Genomic DNA, 17,873 nt, shown 5'->3' with positions numbered 1-17,873 from the left:
AGTGCCTTGCTTTAAGGTGTTTGAGTCAAAAGATGGGTGCTTAAGGGTAAGCGGGGTATGTTTTTTCTTGGTTTATTGCCATCTATCTTATAGGCTAAAATAGCAAATTATACAGTAGTAAATACTCATGTATGTTTTTGTATTTTAACTGTGATGCATTTTTGATGAAAATATTGTCTAAAAGCGTGTTACACTCAATTTTTTGCTTGAAAAAAACAAAATAAAGCATGTGTGACCATTTAAAAATCAAACCGTTTTACTTATTTTTGCCAAATTTATTAAAGTAAACCTGGCTTAACGAATAAGCTTCATTATTATCAATAATGTTAGAACAAATCAAAAACATCTATTTTATAGGTATTGGAGGCATAGGCATGAGTGCTTTGGCAAGGTGGTTCAATGCTCACCAGTACCAAGTAGCTGGTTATGATCGCACCCCTACTACACTAACTACTCAACTTCAGCAAGAAGGCATTGATATACATTTTGACGATAATGTAGCGCATATTCCAGAGGCATTTACCCACCCTGCAACTACATTGATAGTATATACACCTGCTGTACCCGCAGAGCACAAGCAGTTAAACTATTTCAAAGAGTATAATTTTCAAGTCAAAAAAAGAGCCGAAGTACTTGGTTTTCTTACACAAGACAGGTTTACAGTGGCGGTTGCCGGAACTCACGGAAAAACCTCTACCTCTTCTATGATTGCTCATATTATTCATTATGCAAAAAAGAATTGCACTGCTTTTTTAGGAGGAATACTTCAGGAATATGAGTCTAATCTTATATTAAGTCAATCAGTTGATAAAGAGTCTGTTATGGTGGTGGAAGCTGATGAATATGATCGATCTTTTTTGCATTTGCACCCCAATATTGCAGTGCTTAATTCAGTAGATGCAGACCATTTAGACATTTATGGCAATGAAGACTCAGTGCTTGATTCTTATGTAGCTTTCATCAAAAAAATCAAAGAAAACGGTAGACTTTTTATAAAAAAAGAAATACATTTAGGCACTAACTTACTTCCAAATACAGTTATTACAAAGAGTTTTGCTTTAGAACAAAATGCAGATTGCCAGGCACAGCATGTACAAGTATCCCCTGAGGCATTTTACTTTGATTTTAATACAGAAGACATCACTATTCAAAACATAAAAATCAAAGTACCTGGCTATCACAATATCATTAATGCAACTGTAGCTATAGCCGTAGCCCTGGAGTTGGGCATTGACCCTCAACAAATTAGAGATGCACTAGCTGTGTATAAAGGAGTAAAGCGTCGTTTTGAATATATTTTACAGCATAAAAATATCATTTACATCGACGATTATGCACATCATCCTACTGAGATAGAGGTATTTCTTAAGTCAGTGAAAGCGATGTACCCAAACAAAAAGATCACGGCGATTTTCCAGCCTCATTTATTTACCCGTACCCGCGACTTTTTAGATGGATTTGCCAAGAGCTTAAGCCTTACCGACCAGCTGGTATTGCTTGATATTTACCCAGCAAGAGAGCAACCCATTCAAGGGATAACCTCTCAGTTAATTTTGGATAAAGTAACTATAAAAGATAAAACATTGTGTGGCAAAAACGAACTTTATGACTTTTTGCAAAAAAACGATACCGAAGTTGTACTTACCATAGGAGCCGGAGATATAGGGGCTATGGTAGATAAAATTGGAGCACTGTTAAATGAAAAATATATTCAAAAAGAAGAAAACGAAAAAACAAATACCCAAAAGCAAATTAAGATTTAGAAAAAATGTTGTCATTTCTTTTTGGGTTGTAGTTATTTTCTTAGTGTTTGGCTTTATCGAGATCAGGCATAACGGACGATTATGTACTGATATTCAGATAAATATTGAAAATGAAGCGGATAATTACTTTTTGTCTACCGAAGACGTCATCCGTCTGATGACCAATGGAGGAAAAGAAAAAGTGCTCAATAATAGCTTCAGTAATATCTCTATCAAAACCTTGGAAAAAAGAGTCAAAGAGGGGAACGCATTTGTAGAAAAGTGTCAAATAGCAAGAAATTTGAAGGGAGTATTGTTTGTAGATGTTACCTTGAAACGCCCCATAGCCCGGTTTATAAGAAAAAGCAAGGCAGATGTTTATGTAGACAATAATGGGGTGGTGCTTAACGTTTTAAGAAAATTTACCGCTAGAGTATTGCTGGTAACTCAAAGTGAGCGAACTGCTCCTCTTGATTTCAAACGCAATAAGCAAGATAAAGAGTTACTTGAAATGATCAGGTATATTTACCAAGATCCCTTTCTTAAAGCACAAATAGCTCAAGTAGATGTGCTTAAAAACCAAGAGATGGTATTGTATTTACAATTAGGCAAACAAGTGGTTGACTTTGGTAATTTAAACCAATGGAAAAGCAAACTTGATAGATTTAAGGTTTTTTATAAAGAAATACTTCCTCGAAAAGGCTGGAATGCTTACCGTAAGATCAGCTTGCGTTTCGACAAACAGATAATTTGCGAATAACACTGACATGAAAGATAAAATTGTAGTAGGATTAGACATAGGCAGCACTAAAATATGCGCCCTGGTAGGTAAAAAAGACCAATTTGGTAAAATAGAATTACTAGGCATGGGCAAGGCGCCGTCAGAAGGGGTAACCCGTGGAGTAGTAATTAATATCGACAAAACTGTGACTGCTATCTCAGAAGCTATCGAAGAAGCTGAACAGACTTCTGGCATAGATATACGCATTGTAAATGTGGGTATTGCCGGGCAGCATATCAAAAGCCTGAAGCAGAATGGAAGTATTACCCGTGATTCGGCAGAGAACGAAATAACTCGCAATGATGTCAATCGTTTGATCAACGACATGTACCGTATTGTAACGCCACCTGGTAACGAGATTATTCACGTGATGCCACAAGACTATACGGTTGACTTTGAGACTGGTATCAAAGAGCCAATAGGTATGTCAGGTATCAAACTCGAAGCCGATTTCAATATCATTACAGCCCAAACCAGCGCCATCAACAACATCAACCGTTGTGTGAAACGTACCGGACTTGAAATAGAAAACCTTATACTGGAACCTATAGCTTCCAGCTTGTCGGTGCTTACCGACGAAGAGCGTGAAGCTGGGGTAGTATTGGTCGATATTGGTGGAGGAACTTCTGACGTAGCTATATTTTATGAAAATATTATACGCCATACCGCCGTTATACCTTTTGGAGGCGATATTATAACCTCTGATATAAAAGAAGGTTGTAAAATAATGACTGGACAGGCCGAAAAACTCAAAGTAAAATTTGGAAAAGCAATTGCCGAAAAAGCCAATGTAAACGAGTTTGTGTCTATTCCAGGTCTGAGGGGGCGTTCACCCAAAGAAATATCCGTACGTAATCTTGCGCATATTATCGAGGCGCGTATGCAAGAAATCATAGAGTCAGTTCACCAAGAGATTATTAAATCTGGTTATCTCAATAAGCTGGTAGGCGGTATTGTAATTACTGGTGGTGGGTCTCAATTGAGAAATTGCAAGCAACTATTTGAGTTTATGACTGGAATGGATGCAAGGGTAGGTTACCCGAATGAGTACCTTGGTAAAACAAAAGTAGAAGCTGCCAAGAGCCCAATGTATGCAACTACCATAGGGCTGGTAATGGCTGGTTTCAGAGCTTTAGATGATAGGGATACAAAGTATCAAACGCAGATTAATAACAACACAGCAACTTCAAAAACAAAATCAAAAACAAAACAAGCTTCTGGGGGTGATTTTTTCCGGAAAATCATAGAACGTACCAAAGGACTGTTAATTGACGACTTTGATGATAAAAAAAATAACTATTAAGTAGATTTGGTCGGGTGGTTTCTTCTAAAAAAGGAAGGCTCACCATAGGCAACCAATTATAAAAAGTCATTAAAAAAGGCTTAAACCTTTGTAAAAAACAGATTATCAATTATTTGACTATCTCGGTTCAATAGCTTATATTTCGATCTAAATCAAATAAATCATTTGATCTATCGTATATAAATGGCACATAGTAAGCTGATAATCAGGTTTTTATCAGTTGGTTGCGCTAAATCTCTCATTTTGAGATAGTTGCACAAATAACCCTAAAAAGTATGGAACAAAACAACTACAAGTTTGACATTCCTGCCAATGAAAACTCTATAATTAAAGTGATCGGTGTTGGAGGAGGAGGGAGCAATGCGGTGAATCACATGTTCGATCGTGGTATTAAAGATGTAGAGTTTTTCGTTTGTAACACAGACATTCAAGCACTGTCCTTGAGTTCTGTTCCCGCCAAATTACAAATTGGCACCGCACTTACCGAAGGTTTGGGAGCTGGTGCTAATCCTGAAAAAGGCAGAGAAGCAGCTTTAGAAAGTAAAGAAGATATTCGAGATTTATTGAGCTTAAGCACCCGTATGCTATTCATTACAGCGGGTATGGGAGGAGGCACTGGAACTGGTGCGGCACCTATTATTGCTGAAATTGCTCGTGAGTTAGGGGTTTTAACTGTTGCAATTGTAACAGCTCCATTTGCTTTTGAAGGGAAGAAAAAACGTAAACATGCAGAAAACGGAATTAACCAATTGAAACAACATTGTGACACAGTGTTGGTAATTTCAAATGATAAACTCCGCGAAATATATGGCAACCTGAAAATGAGTGAAGCTTTCTCTCAGGCAGATAGCATTTTAACTACTGCAGCAAAGGGGATTGCTGAAATTATTACGGTGCCAGGTTATGTCAATGTTGACTTTGAGGATGTAAAAACTGTGATGCGCGATTCTGGTGCAGCAGTGATGGGCTCTGCTAAAACCGAAGGTGAAAGCCGTGCGTTGAGAGCAGCTCAGGAAGCATTGAATTCTCCATTGTTAAACAACCGAAGTATTCACGGCTCTCAGAAAGTACTGCTTTCAATTATGTCTGGTGAAACCTCGGAGTTACAAATGGATGAGCTAACCGACATTACTGATTATATTCAGGATCAAATAGGCGAAGATGCCGATTTGATTTTTGGTAATGGTATTGACCCATCATTGGGCGATAGTATCAGTGTCACTATCATTGCTACTGGTTTTAAAGGTGAAGAGAGGCTGACTTCTGAGGAACCCAAAAAAACTGAACCAATAGCACAAAATACTCCAGTAACAAACACTCCTGCTACTCCAGTGGCTAATACTCCTGTAGTTGAGTCTACCCCTCCACCAATAGTAAACAAGGTAAAGGAAGAAGTAGAAGAGAGAAATGTAGTATTTAATCTGAATGGCAACAGCCATACAAATACGCCTAAAAAAGTAGAAGAGCCCAAAACAGAAGAGCCATCAGAGCCCCAACGTGTCATTTATGACCTGGACGATGATGCCTCAGAGGAGGATCCAATTTCTAACGTCAAAAAAAAAGATTTGACTAATGAATCAGAGGAAATAAACACTCCAAAAATTGAACGAATTGAAATAGAAAAACAAGAAGAACCGCCAGTTCAATCGCCACCTTTGTCAGAAATTGATCTAAAGCGTCAGCAGTTGATAAAACAAGCAGATGAGCGAATCAATAAGCTGAAAAAGTTAAGCAAAAATTTTGAGAACGAAGGCTTTAAAGATAAAATAGACGTACCGGCTTATTTACGTCGTGGAGTCAAATTAGTAGAGCCACCACATTCTTCTGAAAACAATATATCGCGTTATAACATAAACGACGAAAACGAGATACTGGGTAACAACAAGTTTTTTACTGACAAAACTGATTAATTTTTCGACGTAATTTACTGTTATTTCCTAATAACTTCTTTCTTGTTAAATATACAAGAAAGAAGTTTTTTTTTGCTCTTTTTCAAAATACAAAAAATAAAGTGTGCTAAAGAAACGACCAAAGTTATGCTGCGTCTTCATGGAGAAGTTTTGAAGAAGTAACTCTACTAGAGGTGTTGCTTAATGGATAGATTATTTTTTTATAAAAACACTCTTTTTCTTCTACTCCCTTCCACGCTTTTATTTGTCTTACGTATAAACCAATAAAACTTACCATAGCATATATACATACTATATGGCCATAGAAAATAAAGTACAACTTTGGGGTTTTCGTTTGGGATGGTTAATGATTGTATTCTGGAGCATTATGGTGTTTTTGAATGTACTCGATTACTTTTCCTTTCGTACTGATGTAGAGTTTTTGCTTTGGAAGGGAAGCCTGGTCAAAGACTTCGCTTGGATGGCGTCTTTTTATATACACATTACCTCTAGTATTGTCTGTTTGATTACTGGTCCTTTTCAGTTTGTGCCTAAGTTGCGTCATCGTTATCCAAAACTTCACCGAAAGGTAGGCAAAGCGTATGTTTTTACTATCTTGTTTTTGGCTGCCCCCAGTGGTTTATATATGGCATTTTTTGCCAATGGAGGCTTTTGGGCACAACTGGCCTTTTTCATTCTAGCGTGGTTGTGGTTTATTACTACTTTTTTGGCCTTACAAACTGCCATTAAACGTGACTTTGTGGCACACCGCAAGTGGATGGTGCGAAGTTATGCATTGGTGTTTTCTGCGGTGACGCTAAGGTTGTACATGCCTTTGCTCACCTATGGTATAGGGCAGTTTGGCTTGCCCACTATGGACCCAGAGCTGGCAGTAGTGGTTACTTCCTGGATTAATTGGGTGCCCAATTTATTGATAGCCGAGTTTTTGCTGAGGTTGGCACCTAAAAGTCTCTAAAATATATACAATTATTTAACAAATCGAAGTTATAATATCAAATTACAAGTATTATGAAGCATATAAAAAAAACTGTTTTAGGGGTGTCAGCGTTGGCACTGGTAGTCCTGTTTACCACAGCAATGATTTCGCGTAGCGTTGGTAAAATACCAGTAAAGGCGAAAAAAACAACATTGATTGATAAAAAAGACCGGGTTCAATTGAGTTCTAAAGGGCGCTTGTTTGTACACGAAAACCTAACGAAACCGTTGGCAAGGCGTTATAAAGTAAACCTCAAACGCCAAATGATTAGCCGTTGTCCTAGTGGTTTGCGTTATGCCATATATGAGTCACCTGCCGAAGCAAACCCTTATTTTGTTGGTAAGATGAGGTTGTATTCGGGGTGTAGAGGCAAAGTAGTATGTGAGTTTAGGGTAAATACTTCAGAAGATAAAATTGAGGTTTTTCAGGAAGATAAACAACAGTATGTTGCTGTGTCAAACTGGATATTGGCAAGCTCATCTACAGCAGCTCAACAAGCACAAAAAAATTAAGCTTATGTATGCTTATAAAAACATCCTGTCAGAGGTAATTCTGACAAGATGTTTTTTTATGCAATACTCTCAAATATATGACTCACTTTTTGTTTAGTAAGTGGTTTTACTACAAAGTCTATAACATTGGAATATGCCGAAGCTTGTTTTATTTCTTTTTCACGAGATGAAGAAGTAAGCATGATTATTTTAGTGTGCTGGCATAATGCCAATATTTTTAGTTCTTCCAAAAATTCAAACCCATCCATTACAGGCATTTTTATATCTAAAAATATGAAGTCAGGGCAGGTATGTTGGAGGTATTTGATGGCCTCCTGACCATTAGTGGCTGACTCAACAGATTGAAAACCAAGCTCTGTCAGCATTTTTTTACATAAAAAATTAGTGATTTCGTCGTCGTCTACCAATAAAACCGTTGATTTATTCATTTCCCAGATAAATTTTGAATGTGGTTCCTTGATTTAATTTACTTGTTACTTCTATGAATCCACGATGAGATTCAACGATGGATTTTAGTATGTATAAACCTATACCTTTTCCTTCAACGTGGACATGTAAACGTTTAAATAGTCCAAATAGTTTGTCTTTCGATTTGCTTAAATCTATGCCTAATCCGTTGTCTTTTACCATGAGGCATGCTTGCCCATTATGCATAGTTGTACGTATTCTAATAGAAAGTGGACGATGAGCATCACGGTATTTAATGGCATTGGTTAGTAAGTTTTGCATAATGCTTTTGAGGTGAAGTAAAGGATACTCTACAGATGGAGCGGCAGAAAAATCAGCTGTAATAGAGGCTTTTGCTTCCATAATCTGGGTTTCCAGACTGGCTTTAACGTTGGTAAACAGTGTTTCAAAGCGAATAGACTCTTTTTGAATAGCCATTTCCTGTTTAAGCGCAATTACTTCATTGAGGTTATTGAGGGTGTTTTGCATACGCACGACTGATAATTGCATTCTCTCGAAAACATCCAGGTTATCTTCCTTTACCCCTTGAGCTTCTTCTATGAGCATCATTAACCCCTGTAGGTTTGCCAAAGGAGCCTTTAGATCGTGCGAAGCTACATAGGTGAGCTCTTCCAACTCTTTGTTCACTTTTTCCAATTGATTTTTCTTTCGGAGCAGTTCCTTTTCTACCTTTTTTCTATCACTAATGTCGGCAAATACATTGCATATAGCTGGTTGCCCTTTATACTCTATAGAAATGCCTGAAATAAGACAATATTTGATGTTATTTTTGAGGGTAACTATTTTCTCTTCTATTGGTGGTACATAGTTTCCTTTTTTAGCGTATAGCTCTTTTATTCTTTCTGAAGCCACCTGCAACGAGTCAGGGTGCAAAATATTTTGGATAGGTAAATTCAATAGTTGTTCTTGGTGACTGGCTTCAAGGGTTTGTTTACTGAATGGATTAGCATAAATAATTTTACCTTTTGCGTGCAATACAATGCCTATGGGAGCCGATTCGGTAAGCGAGCGGTAACGCTCTTCACTTTCTCGTAAATCTTTTTCCTTGATTTGCTTTTCTATGAGGTTTCCTATCCAACGAGCCAATAGGTTGATAAATTCTCCAGCTACACTTGGGTAACCCGTATGAGCCTGAGTGCTGGTAATACATAGCGATCCGTATTTTTTGCCAAACACGTGAATCACTGTGCCTATGTATGACAAAACCTGGGTGTTTTTAGGTTTTATGGCTGCCCATTTTTTGTCTTGAGTATTGGCAATCATTAATACATCATCTTTATCCATGGTGACTTTACACAATGTATCTGCTACAGGAATAACCGTACCTACTTGCATTTCGTCTTGGGTGCTGTAGCTGTTGATTACTATGAAGTTTTCCTGGTTGATTGAACTTACCATTCCGGTTTCAGCATTAAAAAATGTAGTGGTAAGTTTGAGCGCATTTTGTAGCTGTAAATTTATTTCCTCAGAGGCATTACTGGTAATTTGATAGAGAAGCTGCATGTGTGCCTGGCGATCCATTAGAGACTTCTGCGCTTGTTTTTGTTCACTAATGTCTTGCATAATAGCCATAATATGAGCTCCATCTGCTTTATTGATGATATTGGTGGATATAGAGATGACTCTTTGCGCCCCACCTTTCTGTTTTATTATCCAAGGCTCATTGCTAAGGTTATTGCCCTTCATTAGTTGTTCCATTCTTACACTTCCGCTTATGTGAGTAGGGGTATCGTCAGGCAAGATAGTTTGATACCAACCCAAGGCATTAATTTCCTTGAGTGTGTATCCGGTTATTTTTTCCATTTGCTGATTCCATACTGTAAATTTTACATAAGGATATTGATTGGTCTGATGAAATACAGAGATACCTTCAGCAGCATATTGTATGATAGAGTCTACGAACTGTTTTTCTTTGATCAGTTCCAGCTTATTTTGCACATTCTCAGTAATATCGTGCACAGTAGCAAGCAAGTAGTTAGTATTGTCAATGTGCAGTGGATTAGAGTAGGCTTCTACATGTTTGACAAGCCCTGCTTTGGTGAGGTGTTTAAATTGAAACTTGTTTTTTTGTTGGTGTTTGGCTTGTTGCAATGATTTTATGATTCCTTTTTGATCGAGCAGGTTCAAGTCAGAGATTTTTAGTTGTACAAGTTCCTCGTAACTATAGCCATAAAATGTTTCGGCTGCTTGATTAGCATCTACAATCTTGCTCGTATCGGGGTGAATTAAGAGCTTAATGGCTTTATCTTCTTTAAAATATTGGCGAAAACGTTGTTCACTTTCCCTAAGTTTTGCCTCTGATTGTATTCGGTTCATTTCGGCACCAATGCGTGTGGCAAATAATTCAAACAAAGAGGATATATAAGAGGCATCGTCAATTGCTTGTTTGTACAAGGCAATGATAATACCCAGACTTTTGCCGTCAGAGTCAAAAATAGGAGTTCCCAGATAGCCCTCTATGTTCATTTCCGTTAGCATTTTATCTTCAGGAAACAATTTCGCTACATTTTGTGGGTATACACAAGTGCTTTGCCCGGTTACATTAGCGCAAGGGGTGCCTCGTAAAGCATAACAAAAGTTAGGAATGGGTTGACTGGTAGTACTAATTGTAATTGTTTGTATTTTTTGATCTTGTGATATGTTTTTTCCAATCACTACAAAATCAGCTTCTATTACCTGGCAAAGGCTTTGGGCAATTTGGTTGAAGTACGCCTGCCCTTTTTTATGTGCCGAATGATTGACGATGTCTTTGATCGCTTGTTCTCGTTTTTTTAAAGTCTCATGAGCGCCATTGTGTTGTTTTTCTTGGTTGATCAAGCCAAATAACCTGGGGGAGGTGCCTTGAGCAGGACGTAACTCAAACACATCTTTAACCCAGATGGGAGGTTGATTGACTGGACAAACCCTATATTGAATTGTTTGAACGCCGCCTTTCTGTGTAGCCCGCCCGTAGCATTGTTGTACAAACTGTAGATCTTCCGGATGTATACATTCCCAAAAGTCTGTGGGGTTTTTTGAGGCAAGTTGTGGCAATAAGGTCAGGGCTGACTGGCTGACATACTCTAGTCTTAAAGGAGTAATAGCAGCTTCCCAAAAAATGGGTGTGCTTTGGATAGGGGTATTTTGAGTGAATGATTTATGTAGGGGGTTGTTTTTCATAAAATTCATATTGGCTAAACAGGAAACTTTCGTTTGTATTATTATGGTGTGATCAAAAGCACAGGTTAACTGGGTAGTTCATTTATATTTTCAATAAGAAATGCACTGGAAATGGTGATAAAGCCAGTTAGATTACTATCCAAACAACGTGATACTTAGGGCTTAGGTTATTTCTTATCATACATCAATTTTTGATAAAGTAAAACCCTGTACTTTTGTATTAAATAAAATTTAAGTCTGTAAGCATTTGGTTATAAGTTGCTTACTACGACCTGACCCATTTTTTTAATATAAATATAATAAGCTCATGAAAAAGTTATTATTTGTACTTACAAGCCACGACGAACTAGGGAATACTGGAGAGAAAACCGGATTTTGGATAGAAGAATTTGCCAACCCTTATTATTTTTTGCAAGACAAAGGTTTTGCAATCGATGTAGCTTCGCCCAAAGGCGGACAAGTTCCTATTGACCCTAAGAGTGCTTCGGATGATTTTATGACACCTGCCACCGAGCGTTTTAATAACGATACAGCTACCCAAGAGGCATTGAGCAAAACCCTGAAGTTGGCAGACATTAATCAAGAGGGATACGATGCGGTATTTTACCCTGGTGGGCACGGTCCTTTATGGGATTTGGCAGAAGATAAAGATTCTATCGCGTTGATTGAAAAGTTTTACCAAAACAATAAACCCGTCGCAGCTGTTTGTCATGCTCCAGCGGTATTCAAACACACCAAAGCAGCCGATGGAAGCCCCTTGGTAAAAGGTAAACAAGTGACTGGCTTTACCAATTCAGAAGAAGAGGCTGTACAACTCACCGATGTGGTGCCATTTCTGGTAGAAAACATGCTCAAAGAAAATGGAGGCATTTACTCTAAAGCAGAAGATTGGACCCCTTATGCAATCACTGACGGTTTGTTGATTACAGGGCAAAATCCGGCTTCTTCGGAGTTGGTAGCAGAGAAACTGTTAGAAGTTTTGAACTAAAGTAAGGCGAAGGCAAGTTATTTTTTCGTGGTAACTTGCCTTTATTATATCTTTTAAAGTTTAACTTTCAACTTTTGCTCATCTCATTTATATGAAAACAGTACTACTCATTGCCCGAATTTTACTAGGCGTATTCATTACCTATGGTGGGGTCAATCATTTCTTAAACCCTGCCATGTATGCCCCTTTCATTCCTGATTTTTTGCCTGAAGCATTGATAAACTATGGATCGGGTATTTTAGAAATTATTTTAGGAGTAGGCTTGTTTATTCCAGGTTATAAGCAATTGGCAGCCTTTGGTATATTTCTTCTAATGATTGCATTTTTACCCTTGCATGTCATAGATATTTTTGCGGCAAACCCTGCCATTGGTAGCAAGTCGGCTGCTTATATTCGTTTGCCAGTGCAGTTTGTATTGATCGCCTGGGCTTGGTGGGTTTGGAAAGACATTAAAAAATAGACAGATATGTCCGAGCCATAAAAATAAACCCTTGATCAAAAGCTGCTTTGGTCAGGGGTTTATTATACATAAGTTCTAGTTAATTGTGATTACCTTGGTAGAAGTGGGGGTGTTTTGATTACCCTCATATATTTCCAGCGACAGTGTTCCTGGTCTGACACTTATGTACATGTCAAGTTCTCCATCTTTGGTAGCAGTAAAGAAACGGTGAAAACCTTGAGTATCAAACTGGGTATAAGTCCACCCATTGTTTTGGGCTATATCAGCAGAAAAAGCCCAAGTGTTAGCATCAGAACCGGCAACTTTCACCTTAAATCCAACGCTTTTAGGTAAGACTACTTTGATAGAGTATTTTCCAGAGGATACAGTTGTTACATCAGGGCTTAGTAGGTTGCTGCCATGATCGCCTCTAATGGGGTAAGTAATAGACTCTGTAATTTTGTAAGTCGTATTATTGACGAATTGTTGTACATATTTCTCGAAATTAGGAACATTAATGTTTTGTCCTAAATCTTTGTAACGATTTTCAATATTTGCTTTGATTTGAGCCAAATTTAGATACTGTGATCCATTGATGAGTTGAGAGCCCAGCGATTCACTATCTAACTTACCATCCTTGTATAAATCATCACTCATATTGGCAATTAACTCTGATAATTCGCCAACACTGCGGTAACTTTGTAGAATAACCGAGATTGCCAATAGTATAGCGTCTCCTTCAGTATTGTTAGTAATATTGAGTGTTTCAGATGAAAGCGTTTCGCTATTATCAAAGCCAAATACTTTAAGTACTTCTAGTTGGGCCTGTTTTTTGGCGTTATCAAAGCTTGTCCCTTGGTCAATTAAATACTCCACCCTTCTTTTTTCTAGAGTAGACAAAACGTTTACATTGATGTCAGTTGCATTGTCAATATTAGCCAATGCAGACAGTGTAAGTTGGGCAGAAGAAACGCCGCCTGATATTTCATTAAAGTAAAAGCCTTGCCCCTTAAGTTCTACATAAGAAGAAGCTAGAGGTATGTGTTTAATGTTAAAAGCACCTGTATGATTCAGTATCTCGCTGTTAAACATAAGACCAGTAGGGGTGTAGGTATCATTCAGTTCTGTCAGGGTTATGGTAGAACCATTCAAGTAAGGCCCCTTTTGTACAAAACCAGTAGTTTTTCCTCTACTTGCCTGATTGATAGGTGTAGTCGTGGGGGCAGGGGTTTCCTGCTTTTTGCAGCTACTCATTAACCATAAAGCGAGCAGTGGAATGAGGAGTTTGATAACTTTCATTAGATAAATTTTAATTGTTAGAAAACTTATTTTATTAAGATGCAAAGTTAGTCAAATTTTAGCATACAGATGAACCCCTGTAATAAAACACTCACTTTTGTTTAGGTAAAACCACTTTTTGCCCTTCAGGAATAGGCGGCTTTTAATAACTTGGCATTAGTGAGTAAACCAATCCTTGTAAGGGGCAATGCTTTGGTGGCAACTTGTGTTCTAGGCTCGTTGTGATTGTATCGATGTACGTTCTTAATCACTCAGTATTGGTAGCCATATAACAATTGAACAATGGTCGTTATTTAATTATTCTTTTTCTGCACAATTGCCCTAAACACCTGGTCTAACAGTTTGTGGCGGGTATGGTTTACAATCAACTTTTTGTTTTCTGCCGAAGGGTAAATACGGTTAGATAAGAACACCACCAACACCTCGCATTTAGGGTCTGCCCATACCACACAGCCCGTAAAGCCAGAGTGCCCGTAAGAAGCTTGCGAAAACAGGCTAGGAGTATACGAGTAGGGTTTTTCGGGTTTTTTGTCCCAGCCTAAGCCTCGGCGGTTACCCGTAAAATGTGCCCGGATAAAAGTATCGATAGTGGCAGGCTCAAAGTAACGAATGCCCCCATACTCGCCTTTTTGCAAATGCATTTGTAAATACTTGGCCAAATCGTTTACATTAGAAAAAAGCCCTGCATGCCCTGCAACTCCTCCATGCATTGCTGCGCCTTGGTCGTGTACTGTCCCTCTTATAATTTTGCGCCTAAAATAGCGGTCATACTCAGTGGGTACCAAGCGGGAAGGTTTAAAGCGTTGCAAAGGGTTATACCCTAAAGTACTCACTCCTAGAGTTTTGTATAAATAATTATGCAGGTGTTTTTCTATAGGTTGTTTAAGTTGTTGCTCGGCAAGGCGCTTAAGGGTATAAAAACTCAAATCGCTGTAAGTGTAATCATAACTTGTGGTATCATTTTTCTTTTTACGTAGTTTGGTCTCAATGCTCCATTTCCAAAGACTATCTTCGAGGCTTGCTTTGCCATAAATGCCTTGCGCCACTTGCAAAGGAAAAGCAGTACTCTTGCGATAACGATAATAAGTAGGACTCAATGTTTTGGTGCGGGTAAGGGTACGTTTCCAGTAAGGCAAATAAGGTAGTAAGCCTGCCTGGTGGGTTAATACTTCACGTACAGTCATTTGGTCTTTATTAGTGTCTTTAAGCTCTTGTAGGTATTGCACCACTTTATCGTCTAGCTTCAGCGAATCTTTTTCGTATAAATACATAATGGCTGGCAAAGTACCCGCTACCTTGGTGATAGAGGCAATGTCGTAGATAGATTCAGGGGTGATTTTTACTCGACGGGCGTAAGTCTGATGTCCGTAAGCTTTGTGCCACACTACTTTACCTTTGCGTGCTACTATTACTTGACAACCCGGCATTTCACCTTTTTTGATGGCTTTTGTAAGCAATACATCTATTTTCCTTAAAGAGTCTTTGTTCATTTGTACCTCTGCCGGAACACCATACGCGAGTCTCTTAAGGCTTTGGGTAGTTACGCCCCTCCCTTCTTTGAGCAATTTACCCGCCGATACAGGCAAACGCCCATTGACCCCAAACGCTCCAAACAACATTTGAGGCACCAAGCTTCTTGTAATTTTGTTGTCTTCGTAGGCACAAGTCAAGTATTCAGACTTTTCGAAATGTTGTAAGCTATAGGCCGTGCCCAACACATTAATGATCACTTTGGTGTGTTGTTCTAACTGTTTGATAAAGTCTATGGCATTTTTGCTTAGCCCATACTTACCCCGGTTGCCGTGTTTACGCAAATCGTGGATGCTGACAATGACCACTTTGTGTTTTTTCGCTTTATTGAGCACCACGTTGTAATTCCATTTGCGGGCTTTCAAAGCATTGATATGAAAATGGGTAAAGGAAGCATAGTTATTTAATATTTGCTCCATATCGGTTTTGCGGCTTTTGCCAATATTTACCGAGGCAAAAGTGAGGGTATCTAAACGCCGAAAGGGGATTAGACGATCTTTATTTTTGACTATGGTCAATGCCTTTTGGTACAACTTGCGTTGCAATGCCTTGGCAGCAGGTGAGCGCAAATCGCGGTATAAGTTTTTCAGCGAAAGCGGGGCAGGTTTTTTATTGAGTTTAAGTGCATATTTAAAAGCCAACACCTTTTTTACCTTTTGGTCTATAGTGGCTTGGCTTATTTTCTTTTGCAAAATTCCTTTTTGAATCACTTCAATGGCTTTTTTTACATTTTCAGGGGCGAGCAATACATCATTCCCTGCAATGAGTGCCTGAAGGTCTACCTCGCCGGGCTTGTAAAAGTTAGTGACTGCTTTCATGTTCAGAGCATCGGTAAAAATAAGCCCCTGATAGCCCAGCTTTTCTTTCAATAATTTAGTCACTACATTTTTAGAGAGGGTAGCGGGGCGGTTTTGTGCCGAATCGTAAGCGGGCAAATTCAAGTGAGCTACCATCATGCTTTTTACGCCGTGTCTGATCAACGCCTTAAACGGGTACAGCTCAATACTATCGAGGCGTTTGGTGCCGTGTTTGATCACAGGGAGCGCAAAGTGCGAGTCAGTACCTGTGTCGCCGTGCCCCGGAAAATGTTTGGCGTTTGCCTGAATACCATGGTCTTGCAATCCTTTCATATAAGCCACCCCTTTGCGCGCTACGGTTTCGCGGTTTTCGCTAAACGACCGATAACCAATCACAGGGTTTTTGGGGTTGATGTTTACATCTACCACTGGCGCAAAGTTGATGTGAGTACCAAGGCGTTTCATCTGTTGGGCTATTTGCGCCCCCATCTGATAAATAAGCGTATCTTCTTGAATAGCCCCTAGTGTCATCTGAAAAGGAAAACTCATCATATTCTTAAGGCGCATGCCCAGCCCCCATTCAGCATCCATTGCCACCATCAAGGGCGTTTTGGCTTGTTTCTGAAAGTAATTCGTCCAGGTAAGTTGCTTGTGGGCATAACCCCTCATAAAAATAACTCCACCTACATGCTGTTGTCTGATGAGCTTTGCCACGCTTACTTTGTGGGTGTCGGCAAGGGTGGTATTGGCTGCCACCATAAACAATTGTCCTAGCCTTTGCTTGGGGGTAAGCTTATTAAAAACACTGTCTACCCATTGCTTTTGCATCACATTTACCTGCAAAGCTTGAGGCGTATTTTTGCTTGCTCCATTGCCACAATACCAAAACAGCGGCAATACACAAATAAGACATAAGGTAGGAAACAAACGGTTTTTTTTGGTTTTTGACATTTATTATAGGTTTCTGAGTTCAAACCCTATCAGGCTTGAGAGGCTTGTTTGAAAAAAAATCAACTTTAGGAATGAGCAAGATAATAGGTTTGTGGGAAATATATATTGGATTGGGGTGGGAGTTTTGTGTTAGATAAGTTAATCTTTTATAAAACCACATAGCTGGTTGATATATAAGAGTTTAGTTAGTCTTAGTTTTTTGTTTTAATTTTTGAAGCGCATCTTTGGCAAAGTATAACACTATGCCCTTAAATCTTTGCTTACCTTCTTTATACTCTTTTATGATTTGTTCTAGTTTATTTATATCATCTATACTTTTTATAGTTGAATCTACAATATCTTCAATGAATTTTGCCCTCTCTTTGCGAAGCTCCTCAGTGTTCAGGTTGAGTACTTCAATGGTACCCATTACCTCTTTTTCTTGACTACTTAGATTAGCATAATTTTTATAAACATCTTTTAAAGTTTTATAACGACTATTGTTAGGCAATATATGCCCTATTTCACTGTAGCGGAAGAAGTCTTCACATTCCTCGTTTTTCTTTTCATTAAAGTAACCCATCAATTTAGAAATGAGTTTGTCACCCTTCACTATATCACAGTATTGTGTCTCTTTTTTTTTACCCACAGAGTAACGACAAGCCAAATATAAATTGTGGTAATTTGTTTGATCTTCAGGAAATAGTGATTGTGGTAAAAAGTGTTCTATATTACTATTACTGGCAGAAATCTTTTTCATGCAATAACAACATAAACCTTTTTGTTCTTCATGCAGTTGTTTCCTTAATTTGGATGCTGTGTCCGTGTCTAAATCATCATATTCAGGGTGTTTGACTTCGGTAGGATACTCTACTTTTAAGCGACCTTTTTCTTTTTCATTAAAATCAATTAAACCTTGAAGTGGCTCAGTTTTATATATTCTTACCATAGCTTATTTATAATAGACTTCTTGCGAAAATATTAATATTGGTTAAAAAGTTATCTTTGTAGCATGAAAGCTTCAAAATATGCTGTTTTG

Annotated in this window: 13 protein-coding genes; 8 read left to right on the top strand and 5 right to left on the bottom strand. The window is 38.4% G+C overall.

Going from position 1 to position 17,873, the window contains the following annotated elements; translation table 11 throughout:
* Positions 1 to 323: 323 nt before the first annotated feature.
* The 6 genes from murC to Q0954_RS03230 all read left to right on the top strand — a co-directional run bounded on the left by murC (position 324) and on the right by Q0954_RS03230 (position 7,224).
* Positions 324 to 1,763: a UDP-N-acetylmuramate--L-alanine ligase gene (murC, locus tag Q0954_RS03255; protein ID WP_299453552.1), complete on the top strand. Its 1,440-nt coding sequence runs from the start codon at positions 324 to 326 to the stop codon at positions 1,761 to 1,763.
* Positions 1,699 to 2,502, top strand: a complete 804-nt coding sequence (locus Q0954_RS03250; RefSeq protein WP_299453550.1) for a cell division protein FtsQ/DivIB — start codon at positions 1,699 to 1,701, stop codon at positions 2,500 to 2,502. The genes murC and Q0954_RS03250 overlap by 65 nt, the downstream gene beginning before the upstream one ends.
* A gap of 7 nt (positions 2,503 to 2,509) precedes the next feature.
* Positions 2,510 to 3,826 carry a cell division protein FtsA gene (gene ftsA / locus Q0954_RS03245; RefSeq protein WP_299453548.1) on the top strand — a complete coding sequence of 439 codons (1,317 nt, stop codon included), beginning with the start codon at positions 2,510 to 2,512 and terminating at the stop codon, positions 3,824 to 3,826.
* A gap of 275 nt (positions 3,827 to 4,101) precedes the next feature.
* On the top strand, positions 4,102 to 5,736 hold the full coding sequence (gene ftsZ, locus Q0954_RS03240; RefSeq protein WP_299453546.1) for a cell division protein FtsZ: 1,635 nt from the start codon (positions 4,102 to 4,104) through the stop codon (positions 5,734 to 5,736).
* A 295-nt stretch (positions 5,737 to 6,031) separates the two neighbouring features.
* A complete protein-coding gene (locus Q0954_RS03235; RefSeq protein WP_299453544.1) occupies positions 6,032 to 6,691 on the top strand; it encodes a DUF2306 domain-containing protein in 660 nt (219 codons plus the stop codon).
* 53 nt (positions 6,692 to 6,744) lie between these two features.
* Complete coding sequence (locus Q0954_RS03230) at positions 6,745 to 7,224, top strand: hypothetical protein (protein WP_299453541.1); 480 nt, start codon at positions 6,745 to 6,747, stop codon at positions 7,222 to 7,224.
* A gap of 56 nt (positions 7,225 to 7,280) precedes the next feature.
* Here Q0954_RS03230 and Q0954_RS03225 read toward each other — a convergent pair whose 3' ends face one another.
* On the bottom strand, positions 7,281 to 7,652 hold the full coding sequence (locus tag Q0954_RS03225; protein ID WP_299453539.1) for a response regulator: 372 nt from the start codon (positions 7,650 to 7,652) through the stop codon (positions 7,281 to 7,283).
* Complete coding sequence (locus Q0954_RS03220) at positions 7,645 to 10,851, bottom strand: PAS domain S-box protein (protein ID WP_299453537.1); 3,207 nt, start codon at positions 10,849 to 10,851, stop codon at positions 7,645 to 7,647. Before Q0954_RS03220 ends, Q0954_RS03225 begins: the two co-directional genes overlap by 8 nt.
* A 307-nt stretch (positions 10,852 to 11,158) precedes the next feature.
* On the opposite strand from Q0954_RS03220, the gene Q0954_RS03215 reads away from it, so the two are divergent.
* Together Q0954_RS03215 and Q0954_RS03210 are read left to right on the top strand one after the other, a co-directional pair.
* Positions 11,159 to 11,839, top strand: coding sequence for a type 1 glutamine amidotransferase domain-containing protein (locus Q0954_RS03215; protein ID WP_299453535.1), 681 nt, complete (start codon positions 11,159 to 11,161; stop codon positions 11,837 to 11,839).
* 91 nt (positions 11,840 to 11,930) lie between these two features.
* Complete coding sequence (locus tag Q0954_RS03210) at positions 11,931 to 12,299, top strand: DoxX family membrane protein (protein ID WP_299453533.1); 369 nt, start codon at positions 11,931 to 11,933, stop codon at positions 12,297 to 12,299.
* 75 nt (positions 12,300 to 12,374) lie between these two features.
* On the opposite strand, the gene Q0954_RS03205 is transcribed toward Q0954_RS03210, so the two are convergent.
* From Q0954_RS03205 to Q0954_RS03195, 3 genes are all read right to left on the bottom strand, one after another.
* Positions 12,375 to 13,577 carry a hypothetical protein gene (locus Q0954_RS03205; protein ID WP_299453531.1) on the bottom strand — a complete coding sequence of 401 codons (1,203 nt, stop codon included), beginning with the start codon at positions 13,575 to 13,577 and terminating at the stop codon, positions 12,375 to 12,377.
* Between the two features lie 293 nt (positions 13,578 to 13,870).
* On the bottom strand, positions 13,871 to 16,855 hold the full coding sequence (locus tag Q0954_RS03200) for a glycoside hydrolase family 3 N-terminal domain-containing protein (protein ID WP_299453529.1): 2,985 nt from the start codon (positions 16,853 to 16,855) through the stop codon (positions 13,871 to 13,873).
* A gap of 181 nt (positions 16,856 to 17,036) precedes the next feature.
* Positions 17,037 to 17,783, bottom strand: coding sequence for a retron system putative HNH endonuclease (locus Q0954_RS03195; RefSeq protein ID WP_299453526.1), 747 nt, complete (start codon positions 17,781 to 17,783; stop codon positions 17,037 to 17,039).
* Positions 17,784 to 17,873: the final 90 nt, after the last annotated feature.

Origin of the sequence: uncultured Microscilla sp. (assembly GCF_947493425.1) — a bacterium.
Lineage (GTDB): Bacteria > Bacteroidota > Bacteroidia > Cytophagales > Microscillaceae > Microscilla.
This window is presented reverse-complemented; position numbering and strand designations above follow the sequence as displayed.